General features: G+C 72.3%; 9 protein-coding genes. 8 read left to right on the top strand and 1 reads right to left on the bottom strand.

From position 1 onward, the window contains the following. Nucleotides 1–77: 77 nt before the first annotated feature. Nucleotides 78–350, top strand: a complete 273-nt coding sequence (locus tag ACIQMR_RS13315; protein WP_401385524.1) for a DUF5133 domain-containing protein — start codon at nucleotides 78–80, stop codon at nucleotides 348–350. 33 nt (nucleotides 351–383) lie between these two features. On the opposite strand, the gene ACIQMR_RS13310 is transcribed toward ACIQMR_RS13315, so the two are convergent. Beyond that, entirely contained in the window at nucleotides 384–1,103 is a 720-nt protein-coding gene (locus ACIQMR_RS13310; protein WP_401385523.1) for a FadR/GntR family transcriptional regulator, read from the bottom strand. 203 nt (nucleotides 1,104–1,306) lie between these two features. Here ACIQMR_RS13310 and ACIQMR_RS13305 point away from each other — a divergent pair, with 203 nt between their 5' ends. The 7 genes from ACIQMR_RS13305 (at nucleotide 1,307) to ACIQMR_RS13275 (ending at nucleotide 19,286) form a co-directional block, all read left to right on the top strand. Next, nucleotides 1,307–2,545 carry an aminotransferase class V-fold PLP-dependent enzyme gene (locus ACIQMR_RS13305; protein ID WP_401385522.1) on the top strand — a complete coding sequence of 413 codons (1,239 nt, stop codon included), beginning with the start codon at nucleotides 1,307–1,309 and terminating at the stop codon, nucleotides 2,543–2,545. Then, nucleotides 2,542–3,846, top strand: coding sequence for an ABC transporter substrate-binding protein (locus ACIQMR_RS13300; protein WP_401385521.1), 1,305 nt, complete (start codon nucleotides 2,542–2,544; stop codon nucleotides 3,844–3,846). Before ACIQMR_RS13305 ends, ACIQMR_RS13300 begins: the two co-directional genes overlap by 4 nt. A 1-nt stretch (nucleotide 3,847) precedes the next feature. Continuing rightward, nucleotides 3,848–4,834, top strand: a complete 987-nt coding sequence (locus tag ACIQMR_RS13295) for a carbohydrate ABC transporter permease (protein WP_401385520.1) — start codon at nucleotides 3,848–3,850, stop codon at nucleotides 4,832–4,834. Next, entirely contained in the window at nucleotides 4,831–5,667 is an 837-nt protein-coding gene (locus ACIQMR_RS13290) for a carbohydrate ABC transporter permease (RefSeq protein WP_401385519.1), read from the top strand. The genes ACIQMR_RS13295 and ACIQMR_RS13290 overlap by 4 nt, the downstream gene beginning before the upstream one ends. Nucleotides 5,668–6,371: 704 nt before the next feature. Beyond that, on the top strand, nucleotides 6,372–13,916 hold the full coding sequence (locus tag ACIQMR_RS13285; RefSeq protein WP_401385518.1) for an SDR family NAD(P)-dependent oxidoreductase: 7,545 nt from the start codon (nucleotides 6,372–6,374) through the stop codon (nucleotides 13,914–13,916). Between the two features lies 1 nt (nucleotide 13,917). Then, complete coding sequence (locus tag ACIQMR_RS13280; RefSeq protein WP_401385517.1) at nucleotides 13,918–18,966, top strand: beta-ketoacyl synthase N-terminal-like domain-containing protein; 5,049 nt, start codon at nucleotides 13,918–13,920, stop codon at nucleotides 18,964–18,966. Further along, nucleotides 18,963–19,286, top strand: coding sequence for an acyl carrier protein (locus tag ACIQMR_RS13275; RefSeq protein ID WP_401385516.1), 324 nt, complete (start codon nucleotides 18,963–18,965; stop codon nucleotides 19,284–19,286). The genes ACIQMR_RS13280 and ACIQMR_RS13275 overlap by 4 nt, the downstream gene beginning before the upstream one ends. The last annotated feature ends 2 nt before the right edge of the window (nucleotides 19,287–19,288 follow it).

The raw sequence follows: 19,288 nt of genomic DNA, 5'->3' as shown, positions 1-19,288 counted from the left end.
TTTGATGTATGCCGCATGGCTCGGTGAATGCGGGGCACATGGTGAACACATCAGAAGAAGGAGTGGACGCTGTGTTGATGCCGGACCCCAAGGCGCTGCGGAGTCTCCTGGCGCGTTACGCGGACCTGCGCATTGCCGCACCCAAGAACGAGAAGAGCCGTCGCGCCCTCGACGACGTGACCTACACCTTGTGTGTGATGACAGCGACGACCACCATCGAGGACGCGCTCGAGGCGGCCGACGCGCTCCTCCCGTCCGCGGGAGCCACGACTCCCTTGTCCCCGCCCTCGACCGGCGCCACCACGTCCGTGGCGCACTCGGACGACGACGACGTCACACTGGTCGCCTGACGGCACCGCCGGACCGCTGTCGGCGGGCCGCCGTCAGCCGGGCTCGTTCGCCGGCTCGTCCACGGCGTCCTCGGTCACGGGCGGGCGGGTGGCGCTGAGCCACCGTTCGCTGCGGGCGATGTGCGCGGCGGCCGCACTCGCCGCCGCTGCCGGGTCGCGGTTCGCCAGGGCGGTGATGATCGCCCGGTGGTCCTCGTCGCCCGCCCGCTTGAAATCCGGTCCCTCGGGCAGCGCGAAGACGCGATAGTGGCGGGAGCGCGACCGGAAGACCGTCAGCAGCGCCTGCATGGACGGACTGCCGCCGATGCGGGCGATCTCCGCATGGAAGCGGTGGTCGTAGTCGGCGAACTCCGCGGGGTCCACGCTCGCCTCGATCGTATCGAGCAAGCCGTGGAGGGTCTTCAGTTCCTGGGGCGTGATCCGGGCTGCGGCCTGTGCCATCACGTGCGACTCCAGGACCCGCCGGATCTCGAAGAGCTCCAGCAGGCCGTCGAGCGGCAGCAGTTCGACCGTCAAGGACAGCCTGCCGAGAAGATCCTCCGGCCTCAGCTGTGAGACGAAGGTGCCGGAGCCGTGCCGCGCCTCGACCGCGCCCAGCGCGGCGAGCATGCGCACCGCCTCACGCAGCGAACTCCGCGAGACCCCGAGCTCCTCGCACAGATCGCCCTCCGGCGGAAACCGCTGACCGGCACCGAGACGACCGCTGGAGATCATGCGGCGCAAGCCGTGGAACGCCTTGTCGACTGCGGACATCGCTTCCTCCCGTGTTGGCCCGGGCGGCATCGCCGGGCAAGGGCAGTCTAGGCCAGTCGTCATACACGATCCCGGCGAGAACCAGAGTCATCAGATAACTATGGCTTGAACCCTTGCATCCATGGGCCGTGGCGTGCAGTATCTCGCCCAGTCATCACACCTCTTCTGATGTCTGTCTGATGTCTAGCCCCGCTTGGAGTCTCGTGAGCACGACGGACCTCACCACTGCCCCACGTCCCCTCGTGCTCGCCGACGGCCGTCCCGCCGCCGCTGCCTGGTCGCTCGATCCCGCGGTCAAGCACCTGAACCACGGGTCGTTCGGGGCGGTCCCGCTGCCGGCCCAGGAGGAGCAGAACCGGCTGCGCCGGCAGATGGACGCCTCACCCGTGGAGTGGTTCCCCGCGCTGCCGGGAAAGGTCGCGGCCGCACGTGGCGCGATCGCCGGCTTCCTCCGGGTCGCGGCCGACGATCTCGCTCTCGTACCCAACGCCAGTGCCGGCGCGAGCGTGGCCTACTCGAACGTGCCGGCGCGGCCGGGCGGCGAGGTCCTGGTCACCGACCACGGTTACGGCGCGGTGACCATGGGCGCCGAGCGTCTGGCCCGCCGCTGGGGCGGCACGGTCCGCACGGTCCATGTGCCCCTCGACGCCGACGCGGACGCCGCCTACGAGTCCGTGGTGGCGGAGCTGAGCGGAGCGACCGGCCTCGTCGTCCTCGACCACATCACCTCGGCGACCGCACGGTGGATGCCCGTGGAGCGGATCTCCGCAGAAGCCCGCAGGCGCGGCATCCCGATCCTCGTCGACGGCGCGCATGTGCCCGGACTGACCGAGGACCCCGTCTCCGGAGTCGACTGCGACGTCTGGGTCGGCAACCTCCACAAGTTCGGCTGCGCCCCGCGGGGCACGGCAGCGCTGGTGGCACGGACGGAGCTGCGTGAGAGCCTCTACCCGCTGATCGACTCGTGGGGCGCTCCCGAGCCCTTCCCCGGCCGCTTCGACACCCAGGGGACGGTGGACGTCACGAGCTATCTCGCCACGCCCACCGCCCTCGGTTTCGTCGAGGACACCTGGGGATGGACGACCGCCCGCGCCTACATGCGCGAGCTGGCCGACTACGCGGAACGGATCGTCGCGACGGCCTTCTCCGAACTGACCGGCGAGGACTGCCGCGTGGACGTGGGCATGCCGGTCAACGCGCTGCGGCTGGTGAGGGTCCCCGGCCAGCTGGCCGCCACCCACGCGCAGGCCGACGCGCTGCGTGACCGGGTGGCCCGGGAGCTGGGGGTCGCGACGGCGTTCACCAGCTTCGGCGGCGTCGGCTATCTGCGCCTGTCGACGCATGTGTACAACACGGCAGCCGATTTCGAGTACTTCGCCGAGCGCTGCGTCCCCGTGCTCGGCGCATGGTCCCGCAACCAGTCCCACGGAGGACAGCGATGAAACGCAGGAACGCAGTCGCCGCGCTCGGCCTCGCCCTCACCATGACCGTGACCGGTTGCTCCGCCATGGGCGGCTCCAGTGACGGGACCGTCACGCTGCAGATGGTCGAGAGCCTGACCAACCCCGCCCGCACGGAGGTGCTGAAGCAGCTCATCGCGGACTTCGAGAAGCGGAACCCGAAGATCAAGGTCAATCTGGTCTCGCCGCCGACCGCTCAGGCGGACCAGAAGATCCAGCAGATGCTGCAGTCCGGCAGCGGTGTCGACACGCTCGAGGTCCGGGACATCACCGTGGGCCCCTGGTCCAACAACGGCTGGCTCCACGACATGAGCACCGACCTCAAGGGCTGGCAGGGCTGGCAGGGGCTGACCGACAACGCCACCAAGGCCGCCAAGGACCCCGAGGGCCGGACGTACTTCATGCCCTACGGCTTCTACGGGCTGAGTCTGTTCTACCGGACCGACCTCACCGGCCAGGCCGGGTACGACAAGCCGCCGGGCACCTGGAAGGACCTGCTCGAGCAGGCGAGTGCCATCCAGGACAAGGGCAAGCGCCGCTACGGGTACGCCTTCCGGGGCGGACCCAACGCCAACAGCAACGTCACCGCGATCATCGAGGCGTACGTCGCCGACAGGATCGACCCGGCCAACGGCTACAAGCTGTCCGACGGCCGCACGATCTTCTCCGCGCCCGAGGCGCGCGAAGCCCTGAAGACGTACTTCGACCTGTTCGAGAAGGGCTCGCCGCCGTCCTCCATCGCCTGGGGCTACCCCGAGATGGTCGAGGGATTCTCCAACGGCTCCACCGCCTTCCTGCTCCAGGACCCGGAAGTGATCGCGACCGTGCGGGAGTCGAAGGCGATCAAGGAGGATCAGTGGACCACCGCGCCTCTGCCGGCCGGTCCGGGCGGAAAGGCCGTGCAGCCGCTGGCAACCGCCGGCTGGGGCGTGGCCAAGGGCAGTAAGCACAAGGCCCAGGCCGTCAAGCTCGTCGAGTTCCTGTCGGAGGGCGAGGCGTCGACCACGTTCGCCAAGAAGAACAGTCTCGTCCCGATCCTGAAACAGGCCGGCGAGGACAGCTTCTACAAGACCGGGCCGTGGGCCAGCTACGTGACGATGAACCAGAACCCGGACACGTATCTCACCGTCACCCAGCCCCGTGGTGTGCCCTGGTTCACCGAGTGGACGCAGAAGGCCGACGCGGACGTCCAGAAGGTGCTGCTCGGCAAGATGACGGAGGAGCAGTTGCTCACCGACTGGGACGCGTACTGGACCGCCAAGTGGAAGAACGAGAAGAGCTGACATGCGGGCGGGCACGGCTTCCCCAGCAGACGAACGGACACGGCGCCCCTCCCGCAAGGAGGGCGCCCGTCCCGTCGGGACGGCAGGCGGCGGGCGTCGCAAGCGCGAGTTCACGACCCGCCGAGGTCTGCTGATCGCCGCCTTCATGGCGCCGGCCGCGATCTTCGTGGCAGTGTTCACGTACTACCCGGTGGTCGCGGGCAGCCAAATGGCCTTCCGCCACTGGAACCTGACGGACCTCACCGACAAGTCGTTCGTCGGGCTCGGCAACTTCCGGGAGATCTTCGGCGACCCGCTCTGGGGCACCGTGCTCAGCAACACCGCCCTGTGGGTGGTCGCCTCGATCGTGCCCCAGCTCGTCATCGGGTTCGCGCTGGCCCTGTGGCTGCGGCGCCGTTTCCGCTTCCGCGGGCTCTACCAGGCGCTGATCTTCTTCCCGTGGGCCATATCCGGCTTTCTGATCGGCATCCTGTTCCGCTGGATGTTCAACAGCGAGTTCGGGGTCGTCAACGACCTGCTGATGAAGGCGCATCTGATCGACGAGCCGGTGGCATGGCTCGCCGATCCGAAGACGGCCATGGTCGCCATCATCGTCGCCAACATCTGGTACGGCGTGACCTTCTTCGCCATCATGATCCTCGCCGCCCTGCAGTCGATCCCCGACGAGATCTACGAGGCGGCGGCACTGGACGGCGCGGGCAAGGCGCGCACCCTGTTCCAGATCACGATCCCGTACATCCGGGCCACGCTAGCCCTGACGGTGCTGCTGCGCATCATCTGGATCTTCAACTTCCCGGACATCATCTTCGGGACGACGGGCGGCGGTCCGAACAACGAGACGCACATCGTGACGACCTGGATGATCAACATCACCCAGCAGGGCGACTACGGAAAGGCGTCGGCCCTCGGCCTGCTGGTGGTGGCCGGGCTCCTGCTGTTCTCGGTCTTCTACCTGACGGCCACCCGCGAGAAGGGAGCGAAGTCGTGAACACCAAGGAGTCCCCGGCCGGAAAGGCCGTCAGGATCGGCTTCCTCACGCTCTGGCTGATCTTCACCGTCTTCCCGCTGTACTGGATCGCCATCACCTCGTTCAAGCCCGCCGGCGCCATCTTCTCCATCCCGCTCGCGTACTGGCCGGAGGACTTCTCCCTGGAGAACTACGCCGGGCTGTTCGACAAGTCCCAGTTCGGGCTCTATCTCACCAACAGCCTGATCGTGGCCACGGTCGCCGGCACGGTCGCCACCGTCATCTCGATGCTGTCGGCCTACGTGCTGGCCCGGTTCGAGTTCCGCAGCAAGACCGCCCTGCTCATGGCCGCCCTGGTCACCCAGATGATCCCCGCCTTCATCGCGCTGGGACCGCTGTACCTGCTGATGACCGATCTCCAGCTGGTCGACAACCGCTTCGGGCTGATCCTCGTCTACGTCGCGGTCTGCATCCCGTTCTGCACGGTGATGCTCCGGGGCTTCTTCGAGAACATCCCCGACACCCTCGAAGAGGCCGCCATGATCGACGGCTGTTCACGGTTCGGTGCGCTGTTCCGGGTGCTGCTGCCGGTGATGAAGCCAGGGATCATCGCCGCCTTCATCTTCAACTTCGTGAACTGCTGGAACGAGCTGTTCCTCTCCGTCACGCTGATGAACAGCGACGCCAACAAGACCGTCCCCACGGCGCTGAACGGCTTCATCTCCAGCTTCAACATCGACTGGGGTTCGATGTCCGCGGCGGCCGTGCTGACGATCCTGCCCACCATGGTGCTCTTCGCCATCGCCAGCAGGCACATCGTCCAGGGGCTCACCGCCGGCGCCGTCAAGGGGTGAGCGCCGACCGGCCGCGTGCGTGGGCCAGGACCTGAGTGCCGCCGGTCCCGGCCCACGCACACCGGCTTCCGTCGACGTGCCGACGACCCCACTCCCGTACGCGGTCACCACTGCGGTGGACCGAATTCGCCGAGACCGGGCCGCGCCCATCGCGACGAGAGTGTCCTTCCCCGGGTGGGCGGCAGCAAGCGGACTGAATTCCTCCGCAGCCCCCGCCGCCAGCATTCGACAAGGCAGGACACGCAGAAAGCGCATGCTCCGGTATATCGCCACCGCACACCGCGGTACCGCAACCGGGCAAAGTTGACTGATGAACCATCAGATGATCTCGCGGACCATATTGACAGCCCATGCCCCACAGGCAACGATGGCGGGCCGCGCCGCCGGAATCCCCCACCTCTTCCCACGCGCCTTCCGTACTCCTTTCCTTATGCAATTTCCGTGGCGCCCGCGGGTTGCGAGCCATGCTGCTCGCCGCCCGATTTTGGCGTACCCGCATTCTTTTGCCGCCGTCTCCGCCCGGCACGACAAGGCCATTGTTCACAGATCGATGGTTGACCCTTGAGTAACTTGACGCTATCTTCGAGCCGTTCCGAGCATGGCTCGTAATTCTTCCTGCGCGCATTACGGAACGCCGCACATCCTGCGCTTCTGATTGACCGAAATTTAACCTCCGGGCAACGCCAACGCTTATTCGGAGAATTATGACGTCGGCAGAGCACATCGTGGACCTGGTCATCGGAACCACCCCCTTCGGTGAGCCGGACGCACGCCTCGCCGCCGCGGTCTGCCGGGCCGGCGGGCTCGGCGTGCTCGATCTGGGAGCCGGCGACCGGAGCGCGAGGGAAGCCCTCGCGGCACTGGGTCGCTGGGCGCCCGGGCACTACGGCGTACGAATCGGGCCGCGCTGCCGATTACGTCCCGGGGAGCTCGCCCGCGTGTGCGGCCCGGCCGGGCCGCACACCGTGGTGCTCGCCCCCGATTCGGCGTGGGAGGCGGGTGACGTCCCGCCCGGGCATCGCGTCCTCGTCGAGGTCACCGGACGGGACTCCGCCCGTACGGCGGTCGGTGCCGGGGCCGACGGGCTGATCGCGCGCGGCAGCGAGTGCGGTGGGCCCGTCGGCGAGCTGAGCACCTTCGTCCTCCTCCAACAGCTGCTCGACGACGAGGAGTTGTCGGACGTACCGGTCTGGGCCTGCGGAGGCATCGCGCCCGGCACGGCCGCCGCCGCCGTGGTCGGCGGCGCGACCGGGGTGGTGCTGGACACCCAGCTCGCCCTGCTCGCCGAGTCCCGGGTGCCCGAGCCGGTCGCGGCGTTGCTGCGCACCCTCGACGGCTCCGAGACCGTCGTGGCGGACGGCAACCGGACCCTGCGTCGGCGCGGCCTCACCAACGGGCCGACGGGTACGGCACGTCGGAACGCCGCGTCGAGCCGGAACGCCACGGCAGGCCCGAACGGGACGTCGAGCCCGAACGGGACGTCGAGCCGGAACGGGACGTCGGGCGGAGGGCTCCACGAGGCGGGACTTCCCGTCGGGCAGGACGGGTTCCTCGCCGCCCGGTTCGCCGAGAGGTGGGGCGACACCGGCCGTGCCGTCCGCGCCGTCGCGGACGCCGTTCGTGCCGCGGCGGACGAGGACACCGCGGCACGGGCACTGGGACCCGGCTCACCGATGAGCCGGGCCCTCGGCACCCGGCTGCCCGTCGCCCAGGGACCGATGACCCGGGTCAGCGACCGCGCGGCGTTCGCCGCCGCCGTCGCCGACGACGGGGCCCTTCCCTTCGTCGCCCTGGCACTCGCCGGCGGTGAGCAGTCGCGGGCCATGCTGCGGGAGGCCCGCGAGGTACTGGACGGCAGACCGTGGGGGGTCGGGATCCTCGGCTTCGCTCCGGAGGAGACCCGCGCGGCCCAGCTGGAGGCCGTGCTGGAATGCCGCCCCACACACGCCGTCGTCGCCGGCGGCCGGCCCTCTCAGGCGCAGACGCTGGAGGAGGCCGGGATCAGGGCGTTCCTTCATGTGCCCTCGCCCGGACTGCTGCGGCAGTTCCTCGACGCGGGCGTACGGCGGTTCGTGTTCGAGGGTGCCGAATGCGGCGGGCACGTCGGTCCCCGCAACAGCTTTCCCTTGTGGGAGGCCCAGCTCGCCGTGCTGGAGGACTTCCTCGACGGTGTCCGCGCGTCGTCGGACGAGGCCGTGGCCCGCACCACCGCCGAGCGCGTGGAGGTGTTCCTCGCGGGCGGGATCCACGACGAGCGCTCCGCGGCGATGGCCGCCACGCTCGCCGCCCCGCTGACCGCGCGCGGCTGCGCCGTCGGCGTACTCATGGGAACGGCCTACCTCTTCACCCAGGAGGCGGTGGCCGAGGGCGCGGTCCGTCCGCTGTTCCAGCGCCGGGTGCTGGCTGCGGAGCGTACGACCCTGCTGGAGACGGCGCCGGGTCATGCCACACGCTGCGTACCGAGTCCCTTCAGCGACTCCTTCGGCGCCCTGGGCGCCGGGCTGCGTGGCGAGGGCCTGGACGACCGGGAGATCTGGGAACGGCTGGAACGGCTCAACGTCGGCCGGCTGCGGATCGCTGCCAAGGGCGTCGAACGCGACGGGAGCGGTTCCCTGGCCGCCGTGGACGAGGAACGCCAGCTGGCGGAAGGCATGTTCATGGCCGGCGAGGTCGCCGTGCTGCGCTCGGCCACCACCACCGTCGCGGCCCTGCACGCCGCGGTGGGCGAGGGCGCCGTACGGTTCCTCGGCGAACGGGCGGCCGCCCTGCGTCCGCGTACCGGCGCCGACCGGCGGCCGGGGAGGCCGTCGGCCGCGCCGGCGCCGCCCCTGCCGCTGGACGTGGCGGTGGTGGGGATGGCATGCATGTTCCCGGGCGCACCCGACCTCGCCTCGTTCTGGGGGAACGTCATCGACGGGGTCGACTCGGTCGGTGAGGTGCCGCGCGACCGCTGGGACCCGGAGGTCCACTGCGTGGAGTCGGGCGGCGGGGTCGTCTCCCGATGGGGCGGGTTCCTGCCGCGGATCCCGTTCGACCCCCTGCGCTACGGGATTCCCCCCGCTTCGCTCGGCAGCATCGAACCGGTGCAGCTGCTCGCCCTGGAAGCCGCCCGAAAGGCGCTGGAGGACGCCGGACTCGGCGAGGGCGGCCAGGACTTCGACCGTTCGCGCACGGGCGTGGTGTTCGGTGCCGAGCCGGGCAGCGACCTGTCCAACGCGACCACGTTGCGCGCGGTCCTGCCCTCGTACTACGGATCGCTCCCGGAGGGTCTCGAACAGCAGCTGCCGGCGCTGACCGAGGACTCGTTCCCCGGCATGCTCGCCAATGTGATCTCCGGGCGGATCGCGAACCGCCTGGATCTCGGCGGCCCTAACTTCACCGTCGACGCCGCCTGTGCCTCCTCGCTCGCGGCCGTGGACGTCGCCTGCAAGGAACTGGCCGCGGGCACCAGCGACGTGATGCTGTGCGGCGGCGCCGATCTGCACAACGGCATCAACGACTACCTGCTGTTCTCGTCGGTCCACGCGCTCTCCCCCACCGGCCGCTGCCGGGCGTTCGACAGCTCGGCCGACGGCATCACGCTCGGCGAGGGCGTGGCCTGTGTGGTGCTCAAGCGGCTGGCCGACGCCGAGCGGGACGGCGACCGGATCTACGGTGTGATCAAGGGCATCGGCAGCTCCAGCGACGGCCGCTCCCTCGGGCTTACGGCGCCCCGCCCGGAGGGGCAGCGCCGGGCACTGCTGCGGGCGCACCACAACGCGGGGACGTCGCCCGCGGACGTCGGTCTGGTCGAGGCGCACGGGACCGGCACCGTCGTGGGCGACCGGACGGAACTGAGCGTCCTCACCGAGGTGTTCGAGGCCGCGGGAGCGAGCCCCGGCGGCTGCGTCCTGGGATCGGTCAAGTCGCAGATCGGGCACACCAAGTGCGCCGCCGGACTGGCCGGCCTGATCAAGACCGTGATGGCCCTGCACACCGGGGTCAGACCGCCGACCCTGCACCTCGAGCAGCCGAGCACCGCGTGGCAGGAGGGCCGCAGCCCGTTCGTCTTCCACCGTGAGGCGCTTCCGTGGACCGCCAGGCCCGAGGAACGCCTCGCGGGCGTGAGCGCCTTCGGCTTCGGCGGCACCAACTTCCATGTGGTGCTGAGCGCCCACGATGACGCGATGCCGCCCCTGCGCGGCCGTGATGTCTGGCCGGCGGAGCTGTTCCTCTTCCGCGGGGCGGACGTTCCGGCCGCGCACCGCGCCGTCGCGGAACTGCTCGCCCTCGCCTCGGACGAGGAGCACGAGGAGCCTGGGGAGCACCACGGGTACGGAAATGAGGGGACGGAAGGTGACGGTTCCCGTGCCCGACCGGGCCGCTCCAGGCTGCGGGAACTCGCGGCGGCCGCGTCCCGGCTCTGCGACAGCGGTCGCGGACCGGTGCGGGTGGCCGTCGTCTCCACGGACCAGGGCCGCCTCCGCGCCCAGCTGCGGCGGGTCCTCGCCGGCGAGCACGACCCCGCCGCGGGCATCCACCTGGCCGAATCCGACGACGCCCCCGGCGGCGGTCCCGGAAGCCAGGAAGCCGGTGGCACGGAAGCCGGTGGGACGCAGGCCGACCAGTCACCGCCGGGCAAGGTGGCCTTCCTCTTCCCCGGGCAGGGGAGCCAGCGGCCGGGAATGTTCGCGGACGTCTTCACCGCCTTCCCCGACCTGCACCATCTCCTCTCGCTCGGAGGCGGCACCGCCGCCGCGCTGCATCCGCCGGCCGCCTTCACCGACGGCACGCGGGAACGGCTGCGGGCCGCCCTCACCGACACCAGGGCGGCCCAGCCGGCCCTGGGAATGACCGGTCTCGCGGCCCACGCGCTGCTGAACCGGGCCGGAGTCGTGCCGGACATGGCGGCGGGACACAGCTACGGAGAGCTGGTCGCCCTGTGTGCCGCCGGCGCCGTCGAACCGGATGCCTTGCTGGAACTGAGCGCCGAGCGTGCCACCGCGATCCTCGCATCCACCGGTGACGATCCCGGCGCCATGGCGGCGGTGTCGGCGTCCGCGGCGGACGTCGAACGGATTCTGCAGGCCGGCCTGACGGGCCCGGCGGACGAAGCGGGCCCCTCGGACGAAGCGGGCCCGGCGGACGAAGCGGCAGAAGCGGCGCGGCGCGGCGACGGGCTGGTCGTGGCCAATCGCAACACGCCACGGCAGACAGTGATCTCCGGGCGCACCGCCGCCGTCGAGCGGGCCGTGGGACTTCTGAGGGAGGCCGGACTCGGCGCCAAACGCCTCCCGGTGGCATGCGCCTTCCACAGCCCGCTGGTCGCCGGCGCGGGCGAACGCTTCGCCGGAGCGCTCGCCCAACGCGCCGTACGGGCACCTGAGTTCCCGGTGTGGTCGAACCGGACGGCGCTTCCGTACGACGGTTCTCCCGACGCGATCCGCGCGGAACTGGCCGCGCAGATCGGCGCTCCGGTCCGGTTCGCCGAGCAGATCGAGGCGATGTACGAGGCCGGGGCCAGGATCTTCGTCGAGGCCGGGCCCGGACGGGTGCTGACCGGGCTGGTCGGCGACATCCTCGGCGACCGACCGCACCGTACCGTCGCCTGCGAGCCCCGCCCGGGCCACGGCCTGTCCGGGCTGCTGGACGCCCTCGCCCGCCTCGCGGTGGCCGGCGTGCCGGTGCGCACCGGCGGGCTGTTCGGGGAACCGGGCGCGGTGGTCCCGAAGGGCGCGGCCGGAGGCAGGCCGCCCGGCTGGACGGTCGACGGGCATCTGGTCCGCACAGCTTCCGGTGAACTGCTGCCCGGTGCCCTGGCACCGGCCCGACGTGTCGTGGAGACGACTGTGACGACGAACCACCCCGACGGCGCGGCAGGCGCGGCCGCGGCACGCCAGGACGAGCTGATCGCCGAATTCCTGCGGACCAGCCGGGAGATGGTGGCGGCACAGCGCGATGTGCTGCTGACCTACTTCGGGGGGCACCCGGGCGGCGACGGTCGCGTCACCCACGCAGTGCCCGGTCCGGTGGCGAACGGGCTGCCTCACGGCACCGAAGCGCCCGGGACCGACGGCACGGGCACCTGGACCGGCACCGCTGCTCCGGTGCCCGCGGGCGAGCAGCCCTGGGCACAGCCCTCGGCCGCACCTGCGCCCGCCGCGGTCTCGGGCGCGGCACCGGACGCCGGCGAGGCGGGCGGGCGCGCCACGACGGCGCTCTCCGAGCAGGACATCCTGCGCATGGTCGTCGAGCTCGTCAGCGAACGCACCGGCTATCCGGCGGACATGGTCGAGCCGGGTCTCGATCTGGAAGCGGATCTGAGCATCGACTCGATCAAACGGACCGAGATCGTCGGTGAGCTGGCGGGGCGCCTGGTCGCGGCCGGTGCGGTGTCGTCCGGTGCGGCCGCGCCGGACGACACCACGATGGAGGAACTGGTCAGGGCGAGAACCGCCGAGGCGCTCGCCGCCCGACTGGCCGCCCTCGCGGCTCCCGAGACAGCGGACGAGGCAGTGGAGGAGGCAGCGGAGGAGGCAGCGAGCGGGACGGCGGTCGAGGCAGCGGACGTGGCAGGTCCCGGTGCCGCAGGTCCTCTCGTGTCGGTGTCCACCGCCCTCCCTCCCGAGGCCGCCCGTGGCCCGGTGCACGCGGAGGCCACCGGGCAGCTCCGGGCCCAGAACGGCGTGGACCGACGGCCGGCCGACCCTCCCGGCGAGCCGGACGAACCGAACGGGACCGCCGGGCCGGGCACGGCCGTCGCCGCGCCGAAGAGGTTCGTGCTGCGGCCCGTGGCGCTGCCCGACACCCCGGCTCCCCTGCCTGCCGGATCGCCGCTCGCCGGGCGGCGGTTCGCGATCCTCGGGGACGGCGACGGTACGTACGCGGGAGTGGCCGCTGCTCTCGCGGAGGCCCTGGACCGCCACGGTGCCGGCACCGTCCTCCTCGATCCCGGGCACCAGGTGGCGGCGGAGGACGGGCCGCTGGACGGCGTCCTCCTCCTCGACCCCCTGTCGGCATCCGGCCCGCCGGTGCTGCCCGCCGCCTTCCCCGCCGTCCGCGCGGCACTCCGGTGCCGCCCCGGCCGGCTGATCGCCGTACGGTGCGCCGAGCACGGCCGGGCCGCGGAGCGCACCGCCGGACTGCGCGGCCTGTTCCGTACCGTCGCCCGCGAGTACCCGGACACGCCGGCGTCCGTGGTCGACATCGACCCGGCCGGAGCACCGGAGCTGCGTACGGGTGCCGGTGTCGCCGACGTACTGGTGGAGGAACTGGCCGCGCCGGGCGGCACACCGGTCGTCCTGCGCGGCGCCGCCGGCCGGTCCGCTCCGGAGCCGGCCGAGGTGCCCCTCGGCCTCGCGGCCACCACCGGGGCGGGGCCCGCCGGTCACGGAGCGGCCGAAGCGGCGGCCCTCGGACTCGACGCCGAGTCGGTGGTCCTGCTGACCGGCGGAGCCCGTGGCATCACGGCCACGTTCGCGATCGCCCTCGCCCTGGCCTCCCGGTGCAGGATCGAACTGCTGGGAAGGACTCCGCTCCCGTCGGGGCCGGAGGATCCCCGGACCGCGTCGGCCGGTGACCGAGCGGCCCTGCGCCGCGTCCTCGCCGGTCTCGGCGGACACGGCTCGCCCACCGAGATCGACCGGGCCGCCGAAGTGATCCTCGCCCAGCGGGAGATCGCCGCCACGCTCGCCGCCCTGGAGGCGGCCGGCAGCCCGGCCCGCTACCGCAGCGTCGACTGCCGCGACGGCGCGGCCGTACTCCAGGCGGTGAAGGAGATCCACGCCGACCACGGGCGCCTTGACGGGGTGATCCACGCGGCCGGGGTGGTGGAGGACCGGCTCATCGAGGAGAAGTCCGCCGAATCGTTCGAGCGGGTCTACGGCACGAAGGTCCACGGCGCGGCGTCGCTGCTCTCCGCCCTGGACGAACTCCCTGACGGGCCCTCGTTCGTCGTGCTGTTCGGCAGCGTCTCCGCGGTGTTCGGCAACCGGGGCCAGGCGGACTACGCAGCGGCGAACGACGCGCTGGAGACCCTCGGCGAGCACTTCGCGGCCCGCACCGGGCGGCGGACGCTGACCGTCCACTGGGGTCCCTGGGCGCCCGACCCCGTCCACACCGGGATGGTCGGTCCGGAACTCGCCCGCGAGTACGCGCGGCGCGGCATCGTCCTGATCGATCCGGAGGAGGGTCCGCCGGCGCTGCTGAAGGAACTGGCGTGGGGCGGGGAGTCGGCCGGTGCCGTCGTCCACACCGCCTCGGAGTGGTGACATGGCCCTGGGCGGGACGGGCGGCCGCGCGGCACACGGCGTGAGCGGTACGCGGGAAGGCGGATACCGCACCGTGCCGGTCGCCATCACCGGCATGGCGGTGCTGCTGCCCGGCGCCGGCGACCTGGCGGCGTACCGGCGCAATCTCGAAGCCGGAGTCGATGCGATCGGGGAGGTGCCGGAGGGCCGCTGGGACGCTGAGTTCTTCCGGCCGGGTGCCGCGACGGGCCCGCACTCCGCGGACCAGGTCTACTGCCGCCGGGGCGGTTTCGTCGACACGCTGACGGAAGTCGATGTGACGCGGTTCGGCATCATGCCCAGTTCGGTGCAGGGAATGGAGCCCGACCAGTTGATCGCCCTGCGGGTGGCGGCGTCCGCCATCGCCGACGCCGGCGGCGAGGGAGGTCTGCCGGAGCGGGAGCGCATCGGCGTGGTTCTGGGCCGGGGCGGATATCTGACCCCCGGCCTGGTCCGGCTGGACCAGCGGGTGCGCACCGCGAGCCAGCTCGTCCGCACGCTCGGTGAGCTCCTGCCGGGCCTGGACGCCGGCCAACTCGCCCGGGTGCGCGAGGCGTTCACCGAGCGGCTCGGGCCCGACCGGCCGGAGAACGCGATCGGGCTCGTCCCCAACCTCGCCGCCTCCCGCCTGGCCAACCGGCTCGATCTGCGCGGCCCCGCGTACACCGTGGACGCCGCCTGCGCCTCCTCGCTCGTCGCCGTGGACCAGGCGGTGGGCGAACTGGCGTCGGGCCGCTGCGACCTGATGCTCGCCGGTGGCGTGCACCACTGCCACGACATCACTCTGTGGAGCGTCTTCTCCCAGCTCCGCGCACTGTCGCCGAGCCAGCGCAGCCGGCCCTTCCACCGCGGCGCGGACGGCATCCTCATCGGTGAGGGCACCGGCGTGGTCGTGCTGAAGCGACTGGCCGACGCCGAGCGGGACGGCGACCGGATCTACGCGGTGATCCGGGGGACGGCGGTGAGCAGCGACGGCCGCACCGCCGGCCTGGTCAGCCCCGATCCCGGCGGCCAGATACGTGCCGTGCGGCAGGCGTGGCGGGCGGCCGGACTGGATCCCGCCGCCCCGGGATCCATCGGCCTGCTGGAGGCGCACGGCACCGCGACGCCCGCGGGGGACGCCGCAGAACTCCGCACCCTCGCCGAGGTGTTCGGACCACCCGACGGCCCGGGCGGAGCGTCGGCGGTGATCGGCTCGGTGAAGTCGATGATCGGTCACGCCATGCCGGCCGCGGGGGTGGCGGGACTGGTCAAGGCCGCGCTCGCCTTGCATCACGCGACCCTGCTGCCGACGCTGCACTGCGACGATCCGCATCCCGCTCTCGCCGAGACCCGGTTTCGCACCGTGGCGCAGGCGGAGACCTGGGAGACGGTGGCCGGCGGACCGCCGCGCCGCGCGGCGGTGAACGCCTTCGGCTTCGGCGGGATCAACGCCCATGTGGTCCTCGAACAGGCCCCGGACGGCGTGCCGTTCGCGGCCGGGCCGCCGGCACCGCCGTACGGTCCGGCACGCCGGAGCGCCGTGCTGTCGGTGGCCGAACGCGAGCGGGTGCTGCTGCTCGCCACCGACGGTCCGCAGGACATGGCCGCCCTGCTCGGAGCCGACGATCCGGCCCTGTTGGACGCCGGGCTCGACGCGGACGCCGCGCGGACCGCGGGACGCACCCGGCTCGGCGTCGTCGGCCCCACCGCGGACCGGCTCCGGCTCGCCCGCCGGATCGCCGCCAGGGGACGCGCCTGGCACGGGCGCAACGACGTGTGGTTCGCCCCCGAGCCGCTGCTCGGCGGCGAGCGGCCCGGCCGGATCGCCTTCGTCTTCCCGGGCCTGGAGAGCGACTTCGAGCCACGCGTGGCCGAGGTCGCCGAGCACTTCGGCCTGGTCCCGCCGGGCTCGGCGCTCGGTGCCACCGGGGCCGAGGTCGGCCGGCCCGGAGCCGACGTCCGCCACGCCGGGGCCGAGGTCGGCCACGCCCGAGCCGAGGTCGGTGACATCGGCCGCCACGGCCTCGGTGTCGTCGCGGTGGGCCGGCTGCTGGACGCGGCGCTGCGCCGTCTCGGTGTCGTGCCGGAGGCGGTGGCCGGTCACAGCATCGGGGAGTGGACGGCGATGGCGGCGGCCGGCCTGTACGCGGAGCAGGCCGTCGACGACTTCATGGCCTCGCTGGACCCGGACGCGGTGACGGTGCCGGACCTCGCCTTCGCCGCCGTCGGCGCTTCGGCGGAGCGGGTGGGTGCCGCGCTTCGCGAGGCCGGTCTGCCGGTGACCCTGTCGCACGACAACGCGCCCGGGCAGTCGATGGTGTGCGGGCCGCCGGACGCGGTCGAGTCGTTCGCACGCTCGTTACGGGCACGGGGAGTGCTCTGCCGTGTGCTGCCGTTCCGCTCCGGCTTCCACACGCCGATGCTGGCACCCTGCCTGGGGCCTTTCCGGGCGGCGGCCGAGCGCTTCGAGCTGCACCGGCCGACGGTGCCGGTGTGGTCGGGAACGACGGCCGCGCCGTTCCCCCGCGACGAGGCCGGGATCCGGGAGCTGTTCGTCCGGCACCTGCTGGAACCGGTCCGTTTCCGCCAGTTGACCGAGGCGCTGTACGAGGCCGGGTTCCGGGCGTTCGTCCAGGTCGGGACGGGGCAACTCGGGTCCCTGATCGGCGACACCCTGAGCGGCCGGGAGCATCTGGTGGTCGCCGCCAACTCACCCCATCGATCCGGCCTGGCGCAGCTGCGCCGGGTGGCGGTGGCCCTGTGGACCGAAGGGGCCCCGGTCGAGCCGGACATGATCGACCGTCCTGGTGTGACGGGCGGGGCCGCGCGACCGGGTGCGCCGGCGGAACTGCGGCCGCGCACCGCCCGCCCGGACCAGGGCAGGAGTGAGGAGCGGGCTTCGCCGAAGGGCCCGCCGGTACGACTCGACCTCAGCGGCGCGCTGATCTCCCTGGACCCGGACGTACTCGCCGGGTTGCGGGCCTCACTGCCCCAGGGGGTCACCACTCCCTCGGCGCCCGTGCCCGCAGTGGCCCCCGCTGCTCCGCCCGGGGCGAACCGTTTCCCCGTACTGGCCGAACTCACCGCGCTGATGCAGGAGACCGCGACGACCGCGGCCGAACTGATCGCGGCGGCGTCCCTCCCGGGCACACCCGGCAGCGCCTCCGGACGCACCGCCCATGGAGGTGGCGCCCCCGGAACGACCCCCACGGCTCCGCCGCAGCGTGACCGCCCCGCGTCGTCGCCGCCATCCGCCACCGCCCCGGTGCCCTCCGGCACCTCTGCGGGCGCCAACGCACCGGTCACCGCTCCCGCACAGGCTTCCGGGACGTCACCGGCGACCGGTAATCCACCCCCGGCGAACGGGACTTCACCGGTGAACGGCGATTCACCGGACGCGCCGCCCGGGCGGGCGACCGGGCCGTCATCCGGGCGGGCGGCCGGCTCGCTCCGCGTCGCCACCGACACCATGCCGTACCTGCTCGACCACTGCTTCTTCCGGCAGCGGCCGGGCTGGCCGTCGGTGGCGGACCGCTGGCCCGTCGTCCCGGCCACGACGATCGTCCACCACCTGATGGAGGCGGCCGAACGCAGCACCCCCGGCATGCGCGCCGTCGCCGTGCACGATGCCCGTTTCGACCGGTGGCTGACCGCCTCCGAGCCGGTGGACGTCGCGGTCGCCGTCGCCCCCGCGGGACCGGGCCGGGTCTCCGTGTCCTTCGGCCCGTACGCCCGCGCGGTGGTCGAACTCGCCGAAGAGCACGCCTCACCGCCGGCGGGCCCGGACCCGGAGACGTTCCCCGACGAGCACGTCCCCGCACACACCGCCGCCCAGCTGTACGACGAGCGCTGGATGTTCCACGGACCCGCGTACCAGGGCGTCACCACGCTGACGGGCATCGGCGCGAGACACGTACGAGCCGTCCTCACCACCCCGTCCGCCCCGGGTGCCCTGCTGGACAACGTGGGCCAGGTGCTCGGCTACTGGATCATGGCGACCGCCACCGAGCGGACCGTCGTGTTCCCCGTCCGGATGCGGCACCTGCGGTTCTACGGTCCTCCGCCCCGGCCCGGCACCCGGCTGGAATGCCTGGTCCGCATCACGTCGCTCACCGGCGCGCTGCTCGAAGCCGACGTGCTGCTGACGTGCGGGGGCACCGTGTGGGCACGGTTGACCGGCTGGCAGGACCGGCGGTTCGACAACGATCCGCAGACGCGTCCGGTCGAGCGGTTCCCCGAGCGCAACACACTGTCCGTCGCCCGTACGGGAGGCTGGTCGCTGCTCCACGAGCGCTGGCCGGATCTGGCGTCACGGGAGCTCGTCATGCGCAACATGCTGGGCGGCGAGGAGCGCACCGCCTACGAACGCCATCCGCCGCGCGGCCGCCGGCAGTGGCTGCTGGGCCGGATCGCCGCCAAGGACGCGGTGCGGCACTGGCTGTGGCGGCAGGGCGCGGGGCCCGTCTTCCCGGCCGAGCTGAGGGTGGACAACGACGAACTGGGCCGTCCCCTGGTGACCGGACTGCACGGCCTGGACCTTCCGCCCCTGGCCGTGTCCATCGCCCACCGGGCCGAGTCGGCCGTCGCGATCGTCCGGCCCCGCGAGGCGGCCGTGGGTACGGACGGGGGTGCGGCCGGCCCGCAGGCCGGACCGGGCATCGACATCGAGGAGATCGCCGAACCCGCCGAGGCCACGGTCACCACGGCCCTCGGCGGCGAGGAGCGCGCGCTGCTCACCGCCTGCAGCGCCGCCGACGGGGACTCCCTCGCCGTGTGGTTCACACGCTTCTGGGCGGCGAAGGAGGCGGCGGCCAAGGCCGAGGGGACCGGGTTCGGCGGTCGTCCGAAGGACTTCGCGGTGGTGGAGGCGGCGCGGGACCGGCTGACGGTCGAGGCGCGCACCACCGTCGCCGGCTGCCCGTCGGCACGCACGTACCGGATCCGGTGCGAGCAGGTGGCCACTCCCCCGGGGCTGCCGGCGCGCTCCTTCGTCGTGGCATGGACCGGGGGCCCGGTGCAGGACAACGACGAGGAGGAGGACGGGAAGTGACCACGACACAGCCGGCGGGTCCGTCGGAGGCGGGGCGGGACGAGATCCTCGCCGACATCACCGCCATGATCGGGCTGGTGCTGGAGGACTACGGGCTCGACGGCACCGAGGTGGGGATGCGGACCCGGTTCGCCAGGGACCTGGAGTTCGAGAGCATCGACCTGGTCACCCTGGCCGGCCATCTGGAGGACCGCTACGGACACGCGGTCAACTTCGCCGAGTTCGTGGCCTCCATGGAACTCGACGACATCATCGAACTGACCGTCGGCCGTCTCGTCGAACATGTCGCGCAGTGCCTGAAGAGCGCGGAAGCGGCCTGACG

This window comes from Streptomyces sp. NPDC091376 (assembly GCF_044757085.1).
Taxonomy (GTDB): Bacteria; Actinomycetota; Actinomycetes; order Streptomycetales; family Streptomycetaceae; genus Streptomyces; species Streptomyces pratisoli.
The sequence above is the reverse complement of the archived record's forward strand: the minus strand, read 5'-3'. Positions and strand labels throughout refer to the sequence as shown.